This window comes from Mucilaginibacter litoreus (assembly GCF_042676805.1).
Classification (GTDB): Bacteria; Bacteroidota; Bacteroidia; order Sphingobacteriales; family Sphingobacteriaceae; genus Mucilaginibacter; species Mucilaginibacter litoreus.
Genome location: NZ_JBHTHZ010000002.1, coordinates 61,988 through 79,866 on the forward strand (window position 1 = coordinate 61,988; position 17,879 = coordinate 79,866).

The window sequence follows — 17,879 nt, forward strand, 5'->3', positions numbered from 1 at the left end:
TTTCATGTAACAGTATTTTGATTTATAACCAGGCATTGATAAAACAATGCCTGGTTACTATAAGAAGCTATTGAATTGTTTTTACCGATTGGATGGCTACGTAATAATGCGAAGGTATCTTACTGATGAGTGTAACCCCGCTACCATCAAGTTTTGCTTTATAGATAGCTTGCTCTGAGTTGGCATTGGTGGTTGAAAACACAAGGTTTCCATCTGCAGTTGCTTTAGCCATTTCCTCATTTTGCAATGATAAGCCTGCTGTCAGTGCAATGTTGATCTTATGTTTATTGCTGCCGTCCAGGTTTACCGCCCATAACTCTTCATCATCTGAGGTATTGGACCCCTTACGATAAAGTATAGTATTATCAGCTGCAATATCCTGTAACGCTAAACTTGTGCCTGCTGCTTCAGCACTAATCAACGCCGCGTTTGAACCGTCGATATTGCACTTATAAACAGACGGCGCTTCAGTGCTTTTGTGTTGGGTAAGGAAAACAATGGTCTTGCCATCGCTGGTAACCTTTGCCAGTTCCTCATCGCCGAGGGAGATGTCTTCTGGTAGCGAGATGTTTATTTTTTTCTTGTTTCCTCCGTCTAAGTTTACGCTATACAGTTCGTAATCATAATTAGAGTTTGCCTGCCAAAACAAAACAGTGTTATTGTTGATAAAACCCTGTAATGCCAGGCCGTTATCAACGTTAGTCAATATGGGTTGTACATTGCTGCCATCTACGTTGCATTTATACATGGCATATTTACTTGTATTTTCTGCTGATGCTAAGAAAACAATCGTTTTGCCGTCGTTAGATACCTCTGCCATGTCTTCATCGTCTAACTGCCAGCCATTAGGCAGGCTGATGTTAATCTGATGATTATTAGTGCCATCATCATTAATTTGCCATAATTCATCTGCTGCGGCATTTTCACGGCTTAAACGGTAAAATACGGTAGTTGTTGCTGCAGGAGGCTCTGGTCCATCGTCAGATGATTTTGAACAGCCGGTAAATAAGGTGACGCTTAATAGCGATACGCACGCAATGGTTGCGAAGGTCAGGTTTTTTTTCATGTTTGATAAGGTTAGGAGTTTATGTTGTCTGTTTAATTGAAAGACATAAGGCAAGGTTTACCAGCTTTGTTAAGCAGGTAAACATAATTAAATGCTTAAAAGCTGCAGGGTATTATTCATTGATTGTGATGGTTAAAGGTTTCCTCCAAATATAGGTTGAAAACACCATATTTGTTCATAAAATATCAATAATTGGCTGCCCTCAGCTGCGCACATTTGTCTATATTTACCAATCCGTAATAAATTTTTAGCTATTTAGATGAGTGAAGATATAAGCCATAACGATACTCCTGAAAATAACGAAGATAACGTACTTCATAACGTAACATCCCTTAACGGTCTTTATGAAAACTGGTTCCTGGATTATGCATCTTATGTAATTCTGGACCGTGCCGTTCCACATATTAATGATGGCCTTAAGCCTGTACAGCGCCGTATATTGCACTCGTTAAAAGAGATGGACGACGGCCGCTTTAACAAGGCTGCCAACGTTATTGGTAACACCATGAAGTATCACCCGCATGGTGATGCATCTATCGGCGATGCCATGGTGCAGATAGGACAGAAAAACCTGCTGATTGATTGCCAGGGCAACTGGGGCGACCCGATAACCGGCGACTCGGCAGCGGCGCCACGTTACATAGAGGCCCGCCTCTCAAAATTTGCGCTTGACGTTGTTTTTAACCCCGATACCACAGTTTGGCAGGCCAGCTATGATGGCCGTAACCGCGAGCCGATCACATTGCCGGTTAAATTTCCATTACTGTTGGCCCAGGGTGCGGAAGGTATTGCCGTAGGCTTGGCTACCAAGATATTACCGCATAACTTTATAGAGCTGTTAGATGGCTCTGTGGCGGTATTGCGGGGCGAGCGGCCAAACCTTGTTCCTGATTTTCCTACAGGTGGTATGGCTGATGTATCTGCTTATAACGAAGGGCAGCGTGGTGGTAAAGTACGCGTACGCGCCAAGATTGTTGAACGGGATAAAAAGACACTCGCAATAACTGAGATACCTTTCAGTACTACTACAGGCGGTTTAATTGATAGCGTAATATCTGCCAATGACAAGGGCAAGATCAAGATAAAAAAGATTGAAGATAACACCGCCAAAGATGTAGAGATTGTGGTACACCTGGCTCCGGGCATTTCGCCTGATGTTACTATAGATGCCTTGTATGCCTTTACCGATTGCGAGGTATCTATATCGCCAAATACCTGTGTAATACAGGACGACAAGCCACGCTTTATGAGCGTGAACGATATGCTTATCGAAAGCACGCAATTCACTAAAGAGCTGCTTAAGCAGGAACTGGAGATAAGGTTAAAAGAGCTGATGGAAAAAATATTCTTTAGCTCGTTGCTGAAAATATTTATCCAGGAAGGGATGTATAAGCATCCGGATTATGAGACCTCATCAGACTTTGAAACGGTTGTTGCTGTTTTAAACCGTTTGTTTGAGCCGTTCTTTCCACAATTTTACCGTGCCATTACCAATGATGATTATAAAAAGCTTATTGATAAGCCAATGAGCAGCATCACCCGGTTTGACGTAAAGAAGACCGACGAGCAGATAAAAAACCTTGAGGCTGAAATAAAAACCGTTAAGCATCATTTAAAACACCTGATTAATTATACCATAGCCTGGTTTGAAAAGCTAAAAGAAAAATACGGCAATGGCCGCGAACGTAAAACCGAGCTGCGCACATTTGATAGGGTTGAGGCAGCGCAGGTAGCCTTGGCCAACGTTAAACTTTACGTAAACCGCGAGGATGGCTTTATAGGCTCCGGCCTTAAAAAAGATGAATTTATTTGCGATTGCTCGGATATTGATGAGATCATTGTATTCCGCGGGGATGGGCGTTTCATCGTGACTAAGGTGCAGGATAAGGTATTCGTCGGGAAGGATATTTTGCATGTTGCGGTATTTAAAAAGAACGATGAGCGTACCGTTTATAACATGATCTATAAAGACGGCGAAAGCGGGGTTAGCTACATCAAACGTTTTGCGGTAACCGGCATAACGCGCGATAAAGAATATGATCTCACCAAGGGTACAAAAGGCTCAAAAGTGCTGTATTTTACAGCCAACCCTAACGGCGAGGCAGAGGTGGTTAATGTGCAGCTTAAACCACATTCAAAGCTTAAAAAACTACAGTTTGATGAGGATTTCGCACAGATAGCCATTAAAGGCCGCGGCTCCATGGGTAACATTGTTACCAAATACCCCATAAAAAAGGTAGTGCTGAAGAGCAAAGGGGTATCTACGCTGGCTGGTCGTAAAATATGGTATGATGATATCCTTAAGCGCCTCAATGCAGATGGCCGGGGAAAATACCTGGGCGAGTTCGATGGCGAAGACCGGATACTTACCGTGCTGAGCAACGGCGTTTATGAGCTAACCAGTTTCGATCTGAATAATCACTTTGATGATAAGATGATTGTGATTGAAAAGTATGATCCGGCCAAGGTGTTCGCGGTGGTGCATTACGAAGGTAAATCCAAAAATTACATGGTAAAACGCTTTGTGTTTGAAAATACAGCCATTGGCAGGCAAGGTACCATCATCAGTGATGAAGCGGGCTCAAAGCTGGTACTGATCTCCGGAGCGGCACAACCTGTGGTAAAGGTAGAGCAGTTGAAAGGTAAATCGCTTGCCGAAGAAACGGTTGAACTGAATTTAACCGACCTGATTGATGTAAAAGGCATGAAGGCCATGGGTAACCGCCTGTCTGCCCATCAGGTAAAATCGGTAGAACTGATTGCCGAGCATGACGACGAAAAGGACGTGCCAGACCCGGCGCCAGACTCTGTTGAAGATACCGAAATCATTATAACCGCTGAAGACAAGACGGCAACGGATAGCGCTCCACAATCCGGGCCTGCAAATCCCGTTATAAACCAGGAGCAGGAGGCGCCTGCTGCAAAACCCCAAGAACCTAAAAAGAATATTGACCTGGAAATAACTAATCCGGATGATATTGATATGGATGATAAAGGGCAGCTTGGATTATTTTAACTGAAAAAATGCTAAAAAAACTACTTGTGCACTGCTTGCTGCTGATGATGGCTATTACGGCTACGTTTGCACAGCCTGTAACCCATACTTTTACCCTTGGCGATAAGGACTTTTTGCTTGATGGCAAACCGCTGCAAATGATATCCGGCGAGATGCATTATACCCGCATCCCGCGTGAGTATTGGCACGAACGCATGAAGATGGCCAAAGCGATGGGCCTGAACACTATTGGTACCTACGTTTTTTGGAACGCCCATGAGCCCGTACAAGGCAAATATGATTTTACGGGAAATAACGACATCGCCGAGTTTGTACGTACCGCAAAGGAAGAAGGCCTTTGGGTGGTATTGCGCCCCAGCCCTTATGTATGCGCCGAGTGGGAGTTTGGCGGTTATCCCTGGTGGCTGCTAAAAGACCTTAACATGAAGGTGCGAAGTAAAGATCCGGCTTTTATTAATGCCTACCGCGCATATATGATGGAATTGGGTAAGCAGTTAGCGCCGCTGCAGGTAAACCATGGCGGTAACATCCTGATGGTACAGATAGAGAATGAGTACGGATCTTACAGTAACGATAAAGAGTACCTGGCACAAAACGAAAAGATCTTCAGGGATGCAGGTTTTGACGGATTATTGTTTACCTGCGATGGCCCTGGCCAAATGCCTGCGGGATATTTACCAGGTTTTTTACCGGCTGTGAACGGCGAGGACGACCCTGTAAAAGTAAAAGAGCTGATAAATAAATACCATAACGGCAAAGGCCCATATTACATTGCCGAATGGTACCCGGGCTGGTTTGACAGTTGGGGAAAGCCGCATAACACCAGTAATGCCGAGGAGGATGCTAAAAAGCTTGATGAAGTGCTTTCGGCAGGTATTTCGATCAATATGTATATGTTTCATGGAGGTACTACCCGCGACTTCATGAACGGCGCTAATATGAGTCGTACCGAGCCTTATGCGCCACAAACATCAAGCTATGACTATGATGCGCCTTTGGATGAGGCAGGAAACCCCACACCTAAGTTTTATAAGTTGCGCGAGGTGATTGCCAAACACCTGCCGCCGGGCGAAACATTGCCCGAAGTGCCTGAAAAAAAACGCCGTACTTATGCGTTAGAAGTAATTAAGGTGACAGGTGTTGCCAGCCTGTTCAATAATATTGGCCTGCCTACCGAGGCAGAACGCCCTATGAGCTTTGAGGACCTTGACCAGGGGTACGGGCTGGTATTATACCGCACTACGCTGGCAAACGCAGCCAGCGGATTGCTAAAGATCAAAGAATTGCGCGATTACGCTACCGTTTACCTGAATGGTAAACGTGTGGGTATCCTGGACAGGCGCTTAAAACAGGATTCGCTGCAGCTGAGCGGCGTAACGCCCAATAGCATGCTGGATATCCTGGTGGAGAATAACGGCCGCATTAATTACGGACCTTTCCTGACTGATAACCGCAAAGGTATTACCGAAAAGGTTATGCTTAACGGACAAGAGCTGTTAGGGTGGAAGATGTACAAATTTCCGCTTGCTACTTCAGCAGGGTTTAAATATTTGCCTTCACCAAATTCGGATGAGCAGGTACCGGCCTTATACCGCGGCACTTTTTCGTTACGTGGCATAGGGGATACTTATCTGGATATGCATGGCTTTGGCAAAGGTGTTGCCTTTGTAAACGGGCATCATCTGGGAAAATACTGGAATATTGGCCCGCAGCAAACGCTATATGTACCAGCCGAATGGCTTAAAAAGGGAACAAACGAGGTGGTAATATTTGATGAGCTGAACAGTGGCCACAAAGAAATATCAACTATTGACCACCCGGTGTTGAATGAAACAGGGAAATGATATTAAACAAGAAAGGCATCCGAACGGATGCCTTTCTTGTTTAATAATGTACCTCGCAATTACAGTATTAATATCAATACAAGGATGATGATGATGATCGCACCTACAGAAAGGTAGATACCGCCGCCACCCATGGCTTGTGCCTCTTTGTTAAGCTCCTTAAGCTCTGATTTAAGCTCTTTCTTTTCAGCTTTGTTCAGTTGCGATTTGTCCATCGCTTTGATTTCTTCTACACGATCTTTAATTTCTTCAATACGTGCTTCTTTCTGCTCTTTGGTCATTTTAGCAGCAGCCTCTTTATAGGCATCCTTGTTGTCAACAACCGTAGCTGCATTTGCATTAAATGTAAATACGGTAAGTAACAAGGCAACGGCAAATAGATAAACTTTCTTTTTCATAGTTATAAATATTGTAGTGAGTAATTTTACTGATAAGCGCTAAGAGCTGTTAAATGTTTTAAAATCATTAAAAAATTAATATTTTATATGCTGATGTAGTATGAAGCCTCAAAAACATGGCCTACCTCTACCTTTTGTATCGCCTCTTTTTGTGTGATGTCCTTAGGTGCTCCGGCACTGTCGGCGCAGCCCAGCCAGGGCTCTATACAAACAAAACTGGCACCGGGTTTAGACCATACCCCCAGGTAATTAAAATGCGGAAACTCAACAGACAGTGTTTGGTCATGTTTGTCACTTTTAATCGTAACCATGCGCGATTGCAGATTTTTAAACACCAAAGCATCATTTGCAAAAAGGCTGGGTTTAAGCTGCAATTTTTTGTTAGTTAAAGTGATGGGTTCTGTTTCACCATTAAACTGGCCATTTTTATCCAGTTTGTGCGTTTGCAGGTCTTCCTGTATCTCAAATTCAAGGTAATAGTCATCGTAAGTTTCACCAGCGTTAAAAGGAACATTGAATGCCGGGTGACCGCCTGCTGAAAAATATACAGTTTTCTGGTCGCGGTTAATTAACTTATAGGTTACGCGCAGGGCATTGTCAATTAAAGTATAAAGTACCTGGAAATCGAATTTATAAGGATAAACCTCGAGAGTGGCATCAGAGTAAGGTAAAGAGAAAGCAGCATGCGCTTCATCGCCGTCTAATATCAAAAACTCCGATTGGCGGGCAAAGCCATGCCGGTTCAAATGGTAGGTTTGGCCATCTACATGTAACTCGTTGTTCAGCAGCCCGCCTATGATAGGGAACAGGTTAGGGGCATGATAAGCCCATACATCAGGATCCGCCTGCCATAAATGCTCAAGGCCGGTTTGCTTATTTATCAGCGAACTTAGCTGAGCGCCTTTGGCATCGATAGCAACTTTCAGAAATTCGTTTTCAAGGATAGTCATGTTTTTGTGAGCGTTGGTTAATAGGTATCAACAAACAAAAGCAGCAGAGGTTTCTGTCGCCGCAAATTCCAGCCTGCAGGTGTTATTGTTTATCTGTTTTTAAGTTAGCCTTTATTATAGCGTCTTTTTGACGGCCTGTAAGCTTGTAATTGTATTTAAACAGGGCGTTTTCAAAGTCGCCGTAAGAAACATTGGGTATTACAATGTATTTGTTGCCAAACTCGCGTTTTAGCTGTTCAGTAGTAGCGGTTCGGCTTTGCTCGTCGGGATGATTGTCATATAGCATATCAAAATCGGGCAGGTTATCGCCGCAAAGCAGTACGATATTATATTTAGCCAGGATTTGTTGCCTGCGCGCTTCCTTGCTTGATGATCCTTGCCTTAACAATACATGGGTATCATCAGTATTGGGGAGGCCGTATTTCTGCAGATTTTTAGTAGTACCCGCACGCTCGTCCTCATCGCGGTTGGTAACATAAAACACCTCGACACCTTTTGATGCGGCGTATTTAAAAAACGTTGGGGCGCCAGGCACCGTATCCGCTTCTGCTTTGGCGGTCCAGGCTTTCCAGGTCTCGGGGCTGTATTCCTGGTTGGCTATGGCACGCATAGCATCGTAAGGGCTGTTATCCAGTAAAGTCTCGTCGATATCGGTTACTACAGCCAGCGGTTTATTGCCGGGATTTTTTAAGGCCTCATCCAATCGCAGCTTAGCAGTATTATAGGCCTGAAAGCAGAGTGCTTTATATTCTGCAGCCCGCTGCTGCCACAGCGACGCCCATACCTTACCACCGTTGGCTATTGATAAACTTTGGGTTTGTTTAGGAGTAGAGCAGGCTGTAAACATTAAACCGCCTGCTAATATTGCAATGGTTGTTTTTTTCATGTGTGCAAGGTTGCCCTTACAACAGTTCGGGCTTTATTTTATCGGTGAATTCTTTGGCAAATTTATTCATTTTAGGCTGTATCACATTAACGCAGTAAGGTTTCAGTAGATTATTGTTATAATAGTTTTGATGATAACCTTCGGCCTTGTAAAACTCGCCTAAGAGCCTCACCTCAGTAACAATTTGCTTTTCAAACACCTGCTCATCTGTAAGGCGTTTGATCATGGCTTCGGCTTTTTGTTTCTGTTCGTCATCAGCGTAAAATATAGCCGAGCGATATTGTGTTCCTGCATCATTACCCTGGCGGTTAAGTGTAGTAGGGTTGTGGGTTTTAAAAAACATCAGCAACAGTTCATCAAGCGTTACCATATCAGCATCATATTCAACCTGTACAACTTCTACATGGCCGGTTTTGCCGTTGCAGATATCCATGTAAGTAGGGTTTTGGATAAGCCCACCAGTATACCCAGAGGTTACCGACCGGACGCCCTTAACACTTTGAAATATGGCCTCGGTACACCAAAAGCAGCCGCTGCCAAAAGTTATTTTTTGAGTGTTCATATATATGAATTAACGAAAGTACAGGCGTTGCGGATTGGCCAGAAGCAAGCCATCAATTATGCAATTAACCTACGGCTTGGGATAGCTATTCCGTCAGTACCGTAAACTTAAAATCAAGCGGCTGAAAGTTGCGGATAAGCTCATCTATAAAAAGGCCTCCCCATTTTACATAGCTTAAGCCAAAGTTTTCGGTTCGTTCCTGTAAACTGTTATTAGGAAACAGGTCTGTTTTGATATGCTCTATCTGCTCCAGTCGGGTGTTGTAATTGCGTTTTTCGGCCTTAACCAGCTTTTTCTGAAAGTTATCCAAAGCGTGTTTCAACCTTGCCTGTATGGCCGCTGCCGATGGGGGCAGGGTGCTATCGATTTTATGAGAGCGGAGCTTTATTTTTTCAAACGTACGTTCAAATTCGCGCCATTCTTCCGTCAGGGTCAGGTCGTGGTTGCTGTGTTGTTTTACCCAGGCGTTTTTTATTTCATCAGTGCTTTTAAACAATAAAGCAGGCGATAGGTCCATGCTATTTATTTTGTCAGCAGTTTCCTTCCGGATAATCAATCCTGAGTTCCTCAGAATAAGGATAGGAAAATCAACAGTATAAAAATCGAAGTTAGATTTAAGCTGCAGCCAGTAAACTATCTCGGCGCCACCTCCTATATAAGCAATGTTGGGTAATATACATTCCTGGTAAAGCGGGCGCATTACCACATTGGGGCTAAAGCGTTCGGGCGTATTTTTTATTTCTTCTTTCAGTTCAGCAGCTGTAAAGCTGATATCGGTATTCATAACTTTATACAGATCATCCTCATAAACAATCCGCTCACGAAGCTTTTCTTTGAGATAGAAAAAATTGATCTCGCGGGGGTTAACCTGTACATGTACACCCAGCTTTTCAAGCTGCCCGTTTGCGGCAGAAATATTTCTGAAACTGTTTTGTTCGATAATGTCCTGCTCGATGATTGGGGCAAACTGTTGTTTCAGCCTGCGATCATCAGCGTCGATGATTAACAGTCCGTAATGTCCGAAGATGGCGTTGACCAGGTAACGTGTAGCGTCGGCCAGCCTGTCAAATTTGGTATAAGCTGTTTCTACAATTTCCCCAAGTTCTGATGAGTGCCCGTCGATACCCAACACGCCTTTGTACTGGTTAATGGCCTGTCGCATCGTATCCGGGTTAATGCGGCCGGTAGCGCCCGTGGCCTCGTACCACCAATGTACTTTTTTTCCGCCTATATTGGTATAATTGATCTCGGCAAAGTCGTGATCTTCCGATGCCATCCAGTAAACCGGGATGAAATTCTTGTCGGGGAACGATGCCTTGAGCTGGCGGCAAAGTTTAATGGCGGTTACTATCTTGTATATAAAGTAAAGCGGACCTGTAAATATATTCAGCTGGTGACCGGTTGTAACGGTATACGTGTCATCCTGGCGCAGCAGCTCTATCTGTGCTTTTACTACATTAGCTGCCGTTAATTGCGGATAGGCTTCGTTTTTGCTGAAATACTGCTCCAACAGCACATCTGCAAGCAGCTGACGGTTGGCAATAACTTTTTTGGTATTAAAAAATCCTGCAAAGCCCTGCATGCTGGGGCGGTAACTATAAAACGATCTTAACTCGGGCACATCGTCCAGGTAGTTAATAACGGTTTGGGAAAAATATCCCGTGTCTTTATAGTCAATACAGGCAGCTTCCATTCTTAATCAGTAATGTCGAACATCGAATTTAAAATGTCGAAATCCGATGTAACGAGCCGAAATTAGATTTTAATATTTGATTAGCAACAAGCCGCCTGTAAAAAGGGTTTTATTTTACAATTTGTCCATAAAGGTCAAAGTCCTCGGCGGTGTTGATCTTTACGTTAACAAAGCTGCCTACAGCTGCATAATCTATGGTTGCGTCAATCAATACCTCGTTATCAACTTCGGGCGAATCATACTCGGTGCGGCCAACAAAGTAAGCGCCGTCTTTCTTATCAATCAGTACCTTATAGGTGTTTCCTATCTTTTCCTGATTTTTCTCGAAAGAAATACCTTGCTGAATTTCCATGATAGCATCGGCACGTTCCTGTTTCACCTCCTCGGGCACATCATCAATTAATGTATGGGCATGGGTTTTTTCCTCGTGCGAGTAGGTAAAGCAGCCCAGGCGGTCAAACCGTGTATCTTCCACCCATTGCGCCATTTCCTCAAAATCCTGCTGGGTTTCGCCGGGGTAACCGGTTATCAGGGTTGTGCGCATGGCAATGCCCGGCACACGGTCGCGTATCTCGTTTACTATATCAATTGTTTTTTGCTTGGTGATACCGCGGCGCATGGATCTCAGCATATTATCTGTAATGTGCTGCAGCGGCATATCCAGGTATTTGCAGATGTTATTGCGCTCGTTCATTACATCCAGCACTTCCATCGGGAAGCCCGAAGGGTAGGCGTACTGCAGGCGTATCCATTCAACGCCGTTTACATCGCTCAGCCGACGTAAAAGCTCATCCAGATTGCGTTTGCCATATAAGTCGAGGCCGTAGTAGGTAAGGTCCTGGGCGATCAGTATCAGTTCCCTGGTGCCATTTTTTACCAGCGTTTCGGCATTTTTAACCAATTGATCGATAGGGGTGCTTACATGCTTTCCGCGCATTAACGGGATAGCACAGAACGAGCAGGGGCGGTTACATCCTTCGGCGATCTTGAAATAGGCGAAGTGAGAAGGCGTGGTCAATAAGCGCTCGCCAATAAGCTCGTGGCGATAGTCTGCGCCTATGTTTTGAAGGACACCTTGAAGATCATTAGTACCAAAGTAGGCATCAATATTGGTAATTTCAGCTTCCAGCTCAGGTTTGTAACGCTCGCTAAGGCAGCCGGTAACAATTACCTTACCTACCTTGCCCTGCTCTTTAAGCTCGCTGTACTGCAGAATGGTATCTATCGATTCCTGCTTGGCGTTATCAATAAATCCGCAGGTGTTGATAACAACAATATCGTTTTTACCTACCCTGTCGGCCTCGTGCACTACATCATAGGCGTTGCCTTTCAGCTGGCCCATCAGTACTTCGCTGTCGTAAATATTTTTTGAGCAGCCTAAAGTAACCACGTTTACACGGGGTTTTGCCGTTAATTTCTGAACTCTGCTAATTTCCTTTGTCTTCATAAGCCCCCTCTAAATCTCCCCCGTCAGGGGAGGGCTTTTTATCATTGCTTCTTATTATTACTTTCTAAGCCCTCCCTTCCGGGGAGGGTTGGTGGGGCTAATCGTCCTGTTACTTAAACAAACTATCTACAAACCCCTGCCTGTCGAACAGTTGGAGGTGGTCCATGCCTTCGCCTACACCTATGTATTTTACCGGTATTTTAAACTGGTCTGATATCCCTATAACAACACCGCCTTTGGCCGTGCCATCAAGCTTGGTTAATGCCAATGCGTTAACGGCAGTAGCCTCGGTAAACTGTTTACACTGTTCAATGGCGTTTTGCCCTGTTGATGCATCCAGTACCAATAGTATTTCGTGCGGTGCGCCCGGCACTACCTTTTGCATTACGTTTTTAATCTTGGTCAGCTCGTTCATCAGGCCAACCTTATTATGTAAACGCCCGGCGGTATCAATAATTGCTACGTCGTCGCCATTGGCAACGGCCGACCGCAGTGTGTCATAAGCAACAGAGGCAGGGTCGCTGCCCATGGCCTGTGCTACCACTTTAACGCCAACACGTTCGCCCCAAAGCTTTATCTGGTCTACAGCCGCAGCGCGGAAAGTATCCGCAGCGCCTAATACAACCTGGTTGCCGGCCTGCTTTAGCTTATGGGCAAGCTTGCCTATGGTAGTAGTTTTTCCAACGCCGTTTACGCCAACTACCATTATCACATAAGGCTTATGATCGCCATATTCAAAGCTTTGGAAATCGTTGCTGTTGTTTTCAGACAGTAGCTTTTGTATCTCGTCCTTAAGCAGCGTGTTAAGCTCTGATGTGCTGACATATTTATCGCGGGCAACGCGCGCCTGTATACGCTCAATGATCTTGAGGGTAGTGGTTACACCAACGTCTGATGTTACCAGTACTTCTTCCAGGTCATCAAGCACGTCATCATCAACGGTGGAGCGGCCTGCAACAGCTTTGGTTATTTTGGAAAAGAAACTGTCCTTGGTTTTTTCAAGTCCGGCGTCAAGCGCCTGCTTGTCCTGCTGGGTGGTTTCTTTCTTTTTAAAAAAATCAAATAATCCCATGGGTGATCAGAATTTGTCTGAACTCGAATTAAAAGAATTTGAAAAAAAACAGAATTGTGATCATTCTTTAATTCTTTTAATTCGAGTTCAGACGAACTATAACAAAAAAAGCCCTCTCGTTGTAAAACAAGACGGCTTTTGTATTTTCAATCAAAAATAATTACAGTTTACCTGCAATAGCATCTTTAATGTTATCGTTTGGAACGATCTGCTCTTTGAATGAGTAAGCACCAGTACGTGGCGACTTAACCATTGTTATTACTTTTGAAAATTCTTTTCCTTTACCTGTTTTCAGGGTTGCAACTACTTTCTTTGCCATATCTTGTTAATATTTGAGTGAGAGGAACGAGTGAATGAGTATATAACAAATCAACTGCTTAACCCAATCAACTGATCAACTAACTTGATTACTTAATTTCTTTATGAACGGTTACTTTACGCAATACAGGGTTGAATTTTTTCAACTCTAAACGCTCAGTTGTATTTTTTTTGTTCTTGGTGGTAATATAACGTGACATACCTGGCATGCCGCTGGTTTTGTGCTCTGTGCACTCCAATATTACCTGAACTCTGTTACCTTTCTTAGCCATCTTGATGTATTTTTAATCTGCTACAGGTCTCGGTGAACATCACTGCTCTCCCAATCGCTGGCTGCAATTATATTGAACCTTTTTTTACAAACTTGTTGATACAAGCAGTTATACCATTTTTGCTGATAGTTTTAATAGCAGAAGTAGATACTTTTAAAGTGATCCACTTATCTTCTTCAGGTATATAAAACTTCTTAAGTTTTAAGTTAGGATAAAACTTACGTTTGGTTTTAACGTTTGAGTTAGAAACGTTATGGCCATTCATGTAACCTTTTCCTGTTAAATCACAAATTCTTGACATGACAAATATTTTTTATTACCCTTTCTTCCTAAAAAGAGTTTGCAAATATCAGGTTTTTAGGTGAAATAGGCAACAGTGTTGAAAAAATATTTTTAAGAAATATCATATCTCACTTATTCCGGTTTAACTTTTATGATGGGATGATCCAAACTTAACACAAGTTGCGATGAATAATATCTCAAAAAAGTTGTTATTTAGCAAAATAAAACCTTTTAGCATTATTTAATAGCTACAAATACTTGTTTGTAAGATTATATAAAAGATATCTTACAGTAATAGCAGATAGTGCAAAAATTATTATTTTACGCCACCATTTATAACCAGTTATGCAAGTAAAATCTTTTGAGGAATATCACCAGGCGTATCAGCAAAGCGTTGAGCAGCCAGAGCAATTTTGGGAAAATATTGCCAATAATTTTCAATGGCGTAAAAAGTGGGATAAAGTTTTAGAATGGAACTTTAAAGAGCCTAAAGTGGAATGGTTTAAAGGCGCCAAGTTGAATATCACCGAAAACTGCCTCGACCGCCACCTGGAAAACAATGCCGATACGCCTGCAATTATCTGGGAACCCAATGACCCAACAGAAGATCACCGCGTTTTAACCTACCGCCAGTTACATGATAAGGTTTGCCAGTTTGCCAACGTATTGAAAAATAACGGGGCAAAAAAGGGCGACCGTATATGCATTTATATGCCAATGGTGCCTGAGCTGGCCATAGCTGTGCTGGCCTGCGCCCGTATTGGCGCTGTACATTCAGTGGTTTTTGGCGGGTTTTCGGCCCAATCTATTGCCGACAGGATCAAAGATGCGGAATGCAATATCATAGTAACTGCCGACGGCAGTTATCGCGGGACAAAAGAAGTGCCGCTTAAATCTGTTATTGATGATGCGTTGGTTCAATGCCCGTCAATTAAACGGGTGATCGTACTGACCCGCAGCCATACGCCCGTATCTATGATAAAAGGGCGTGATGTATGGTGGGAAGATGAGATAAAAAAGGTGGAAACACAGGGTAACCCCGAGTGCGAGCCGGAGGAAATGGATGCAGAGGATATGCTTTTTATCCTGTACACATCGGGCTCTACAGGCAAACCAAAGGGAGTGGTGCATACCTGCGGCGGTTATATGGTTTATACCGGCTATACCTTTAGCAATGCTTTTCAGTACCAGCCGGGCGAGATCTATTTTTGTACGGCAGATATCGGCTGGATAACCGGGCACTCATATATTGCCTATGGGCCGCTAAGCCAGGGCGCAACAGTAGTAATGTTCGAAGGGATACCTACATGGCCTAACGCCGGCCGTTTTTGGGATATCGTTGAAAAGTTTAAGGTAAATATACTTTATACAGCACCTACGGCCATCCGCTCGTTAATGAGCTTTGGCGATGATGTGATTAAAGGAAAAGATCTGAGCTCACTTAGGAAGCTTGGCTCGGTAGGGGAGCCGATAAACGAGGAGGCCTGGCACTGGTTTGACGAGAAGATTGGCCATGGCAAATGCCCCATTGTTGATACCTGGTGGCAAACCGAAACCGGTGGCTTTATGATATCGCCTATTGCGAATGTTACGCCTACCAAGCCTGGCTACGCTACCTTACCTTTACCGGGTGTGCAGCCTGTTTTGGTTGATGAAAACGGTAAAGAGATTGAAGGCAATGGCGTTAGCGGAAATTTATGTATCAAGTTTCCGTGGCCGGGAATGCTGCGCACAACTTATGGCGACCACGAGCGTTGCCGCCAAACCTATTTTGCAGCTTATGAAAACCTGTACTTTACCGGCGATGGCTGCCTGCGCGATGAAGAAGGTTACTACCGCATAACCGGCCGTGTTGATGACGTACTGAACGTTTCTGGTCACCGAATTGGCACTGCCGAGGTTGAAAATGCCATTAATATGCACAGCAGCGTGGTAGAGAGCGCCGTGGTAGGTTATCCGCATGATATAAAAGGCCAGGGGGTTTACGCGTTTGTTGTTAGTCCGGAAAAGCATGGCGATGAAGAGCTGACCAGAAAAGATATCATCATGACGGTATCGCGCATTATTGGCCCGATAGCCAAGCCCGATAAGATCCAGTTTGTAAGTGGGTTGCCTAAAACACGCTCTGGCAAGATCATGCGCAGGATACTGCGTAAGATAGCCGAAGGCGATACCAGCAACCTGGGTGATACCTCGACACTGCTTGATCCTGCAGTGGTGGATGAAATCAAGGCTGGAGCGATGTAGGTGAAATGACTGAAAGATAAAAGACGAAGGACTGAAAATTATCTTTGGTCTTTTATCTTTCTATCTTTTATCAAACCAAATCAATCTTCATCCGTTCTCCTATTACATCTAAACATAGGAGAAACATATTATGGATAAGTTAGAATTAAAAGGTGGATGGAACGAGTTAAAGGGTAAAATCAAACAGGCCTACGGCGATTTGACTGACGATGATTTAGCTCATGAAGAAGGTAAGGACGATGAAACCCTTGGCCGCATCCAGCAAAAAACCGGTAAAACCCGCGAGGAACTGGTAAATTGGATAAACAGTTTATAAAATAACGCAAAAAAGCTTCGGATACCGAAGCTTTTTTGCGTTTAAAATGCAACATTCAGCATTTTTTACTGTCAGGGTAGTTAAACTATTAACTAATGAAACACAACTACCTGTTAACCTTAATAGGGCTTATCCTGCCCTCTTTAATGTGTGCTCAAAACCTCCCGTTACCTGCTGCTGTACAAAACGATGATTTAATTGCAAGCCTTGCCGCGGATAGCAAGGTAAATGCCGATTCGGCTTTGTATGTGGTATCTAACTGGTCGCGCTACCCAAACAATTCAAAGAATGCCCTTAACTATGTATACTATTATAACGATGCTGTTTTTGGAAAGGTGCCAGTAAGGGTATTCGTTCCGGCAAATTATAATAAAAACATCAAAACGCCCTGCATCATTATGCTGCATGGTGCAGTAGGTCAAAGCAAATTCAGCGATATCGACAGTACCGGAGTAAATGATGACGACATGTTTTTCGATGCCTTTAAAAACAAGGGCTACATCATAATACGGCCGATAGGTGATCGATCAAAAAAGTTCGACTGGGTGGTCGACCGCTTTAGCAGCCCTGCAAATCCTAAACCGAACTTAACCTATAAAGCACTCACTAACATACTTATTGCTCTTAAAAGTATCCTGAACATAGACGACGACCGCGTTTTCGCATTCGGCCACTCCGACGGGTCTGACGGTGCCGTAGGGCTTGGCGTTTATTCGCCAGATATGTTTGCAGCTATCATCGGTTACAACTCTATGCTGACCAACATATTTGCCTATGATTATTACATCCGTAATATCAAAAACCGTAACCTTTATCTGGTACATTCAGATCTGGATGACATAAGGCCCATACAAACGACGCGTGATGTGATTGAAAAACTAAAGGCCGAAGATAACCGCATAGTTTACAAAGAATACAGAGGATATGAGCATTATGATAAACATCTGAACAAGGACATGCCATTGGCTGCAATATACATGAGCGATAAAGGCAGATATCCGTATCAGCATGATATCTATTGGGAAACCGCCAGCGATACCCTATTTAACCAGTGCGACTGGCTAAAGATCACCGGCATCAATACCAATCTTCCTGCTGCTGCCTGGCAGCAAAACTTTGATGTTAAGGCGTATGATAAAAGTATAAAAGCATACAGAGATAATATGTTATATTACAATTACCTAAGTCCTTCAGCCGTAGCTAAAGCCCATTTTGCCAATAACATATTTGATATCAAAACCTCCCGGGTTATGCAACTGCAGGTGTTAATATCGCCGGCTATGGTAAATCTTAATGAGCCGGTTACCATAAAAGTTAACGGTAAGCAGGTTTTTAATGGAAAGGTAAGTGCCGATAAGCAATTCATACTGCAAAACTTTAAAACCAATCATGACCGCAGGGCGCTGTGGGTAAAAGCTATTGACGTTAAGGTTGATTAGCGCAAATAGTATAATCCGGCGTAGGTATTGTGTAATTAAATCAATATCATTGTGTATGGTTAACACGTTGA

Annotated in this window: 16 protein-coding genes; 5 read left to right on the forward strand and 11 right to left on the reverse strand. The window is 43.6% G+C overall.

Going from position 1 to position 17,879, the window contains the following annotated elements; genetic code table 11:
• Positions 1-67: 67 nt before the first annotated feature.
• Entirely contained in the window at positions 68-1,066 is a 999-nt protein-coding gene (locus tag ACFQZX_RS03590) for a TolB family protein (protein WP_377111372.1), read from the reverse strand.
• Positions 1,067-1,325: 259 nt separating this feature from the next.
• On the opposite strand from ACFQZX_RS03590, the gene ACFQZX_RS03595 reads away from it, so the two are divergent.
• Both ACFQZX_RS03595 and ACFQZX_RS03600 read left to right on the forward strand, forming a co-directional pair.
• The gene (locus ACFQZX_RS03595; RefSeq protein WP_377111374.1) at positions 1,326-4,082 is read left to right on the forward strand and encodes a DNA gyrase/topoisomerase IV subunit A; all 2,757 of its coding nucleotides are present in this window, start codon (positions 1,326-1,328) and stop codon (positions 4,080-4,082) included.
• A gap of 8 nt (positions 4,083-4,090) precedes the next feature.
• Entirely contained in the window at positions 4,091-5,926 is a 1,836-nt protein-coding gene (locus ACFQZX_RS03600) for a glycoside hydrolase family 35 protein (RefSeq protein ID WP_377111376.1), read from the forward strand.
• A 59-nt stretch (positions 5,927-5,985) separates the two neighbouring features.
• Here the strand turns inward: ACFQZX_RS03600 and ACFQZX_RS03605 are convergent, their stop codons facing one another.
• The 10 genes from ACFQZX_RS03605 to rpmB all read right to left on the reverse strand — a co-directional run bounded on the left by ACFQZX_RS03605 (position 5,986) and on the right by rpmB (position 13,825).
• Positions 5,986-6,324, reverse strand: coding sequence for a hypothetical protein (locus ACFQZX_RS03605; protein WP_377111379.1), 339 nt, complete (start codon positions 6,322-6,324; stop codon positions 5,986-5,988).
• Positions 6,325-6,407: 83 nt separating this feature from the next.
• Positions 6,408-7,274, reverse strand: coding sequence for an aldose 1-epimerase family protein (locus ACFQZX_RS03610; protein WP_377111381.1), 867 nt, complete (start codon positions 7,272-7,274; stop codon positions 6,408-6,410).
• Positions 7,275-7,356: 82 nt separating this feature from the next.
• Positions 7,357-8,160, reverse strand: coding sequence for a 5'-nucleotidase, lipoprotein e(P4) family (locus ACFQZX_RS03615; RefSeq protein WP_377111383.1), 804 nt, complete (start codon positions 8,158-8,160; stop codon positions 7,357-7,359).
• 16 nt (positions 8,161-8,176) lie between these two features.
• Complete coding sequence (gene msrA / locus ACFQZX_RS03620; RefSeq protein ID WP_377111385.1) at positions 8,177-8,722, reverse strand: peptide-methionine (S)-S-oxide reductase MsrA; 546 nt, start codon at positions 8,720-8,722, stop codon at positions 8,177-8,179.
• An 85-nt stretch (positions 8,723-8,807) separates the two neighbouring features.
• Positions 8,808-10,415 carry a bacillithiol biosynthesis cysteine-adding enzyme BshC gene (gene bshC, locus ACFQZX_RS03625; protein ID WP_377111387.1) on the reverse strand — a complete coding sequence of 536 codons (1,608 nt, stop codon included), beginning with the start codon at positions 10,413-10,415 and terminating at the stop codon, positions 8,808-8,810.
• 109 nt (positions 10,416-10,524) lie between these two features.
• Positions 10,525-11,862: a 30S ribosomal protein S12 methylthiotransferase RimO gene (gene rimO, locus ACFQZX_RS03630; protein WP_377111389.1), complete on the reverse strand. Its 1,338-nt coding sequence runs from the start codon at positions 11,860-11,862 to the stop codon at positions 10,525-10,527.
• Between the two features lie 109 nt (positions 11,863-11,971).
• Positions 11,972-12,934, reverse strand: a complete 963-nt coding sequence (ftsY, locus tag ACFQZX_RS03635) for a signal recognition particle-docking protein FtsY (protein WP_377111392.1) — start codon at positions 12,932-12,934, stop codon at positions 11,972-11,974.
• A 160-nt stretch (positions 12,935-13,094) separates the two neighbouring features.
• Positions 13,095-13,253 carry a DUF4295 domain-containing protein gene (locus ACFQZX_RS03640; protein WP_095705631.1) on the reverse strand — a complete coding sequence of 53 codons (159 nt, stop codon included), beginning with the start codon at positions 13,251-13,253 and terminating at the stop codon, positions 13,095-13,097.
• Positions 13,254-13,341: 88 nt separating this feature from the next.
• Entirely contained in the window at positions 13,342-13,524 is a 183-nt protein-coding gene (gene rpmG, locus ACFQZX_RS03645) for a 50S ribosomal protein L33 (RefSeq protein WP_022830075.1), read from the reverse strand.
• A gap of 67 nt (positions 13,525-13,591) precedes the next feature.
• Positions 13,592-13,825: a 50S ribosomal protein L28 gene (rpmB, locus tag ACFQZX_RS03650; protein ID WP_095705630.1), complete on the reverse strand. Its 234-nt coding sequence runs from the start codon at positions 13,823-13,825 to the stop codon at positions 13,592-13,594.
• A gap of 326 nt (positions 13,826-14,151) precedes the next feature.
• Here rpmB and acs point away from each other — a divergent pair, with 326 nt between their 5' ends.
• The 3 genes from acs to ACFQZX_RS03665 all read left to right on the forward strand — a co-directional run bounded on the left by acs (position 14,152) and on the right by ACFQZX_RS03665 (position 17,808).
• A complete protein-coding gene (gene acs, locus ACFQZX_RS03655; protein WP_377111395.1) occupies positions 14,152-16,053 on the forward strand; it encodes an acetate--CoA ligase in 1,902 nt (633 codons plus the stop codon).
• 130 nt (positions 16,054-16,183) lie between these two features.
• Positions 16,184-16,369 (forward strand): CsbD family protein, encoded by a 186-nt coding sequence (locus ACFQZX_RS03660; protein WP_117382861.1) that lies wholly within the window; start codon positions 16,184-16,186, stop codon positions 16,367-16,369.
• Between the two features lie 95 nt (positions 16,370-16,464).
• On the forward strand, positions 16,465-17,808 hold the full coding sequence (locus tag ACFQZX_RS03665) for a hypothetical protein (RefSeq protein WP_377111398.1): 1,344 nt from the start codon (positions 16,465-16,467) through the stop codon (positions 17,806-17,808).
• Positions 17,809-17,879 lie beyond the last annotated feature (71 nt).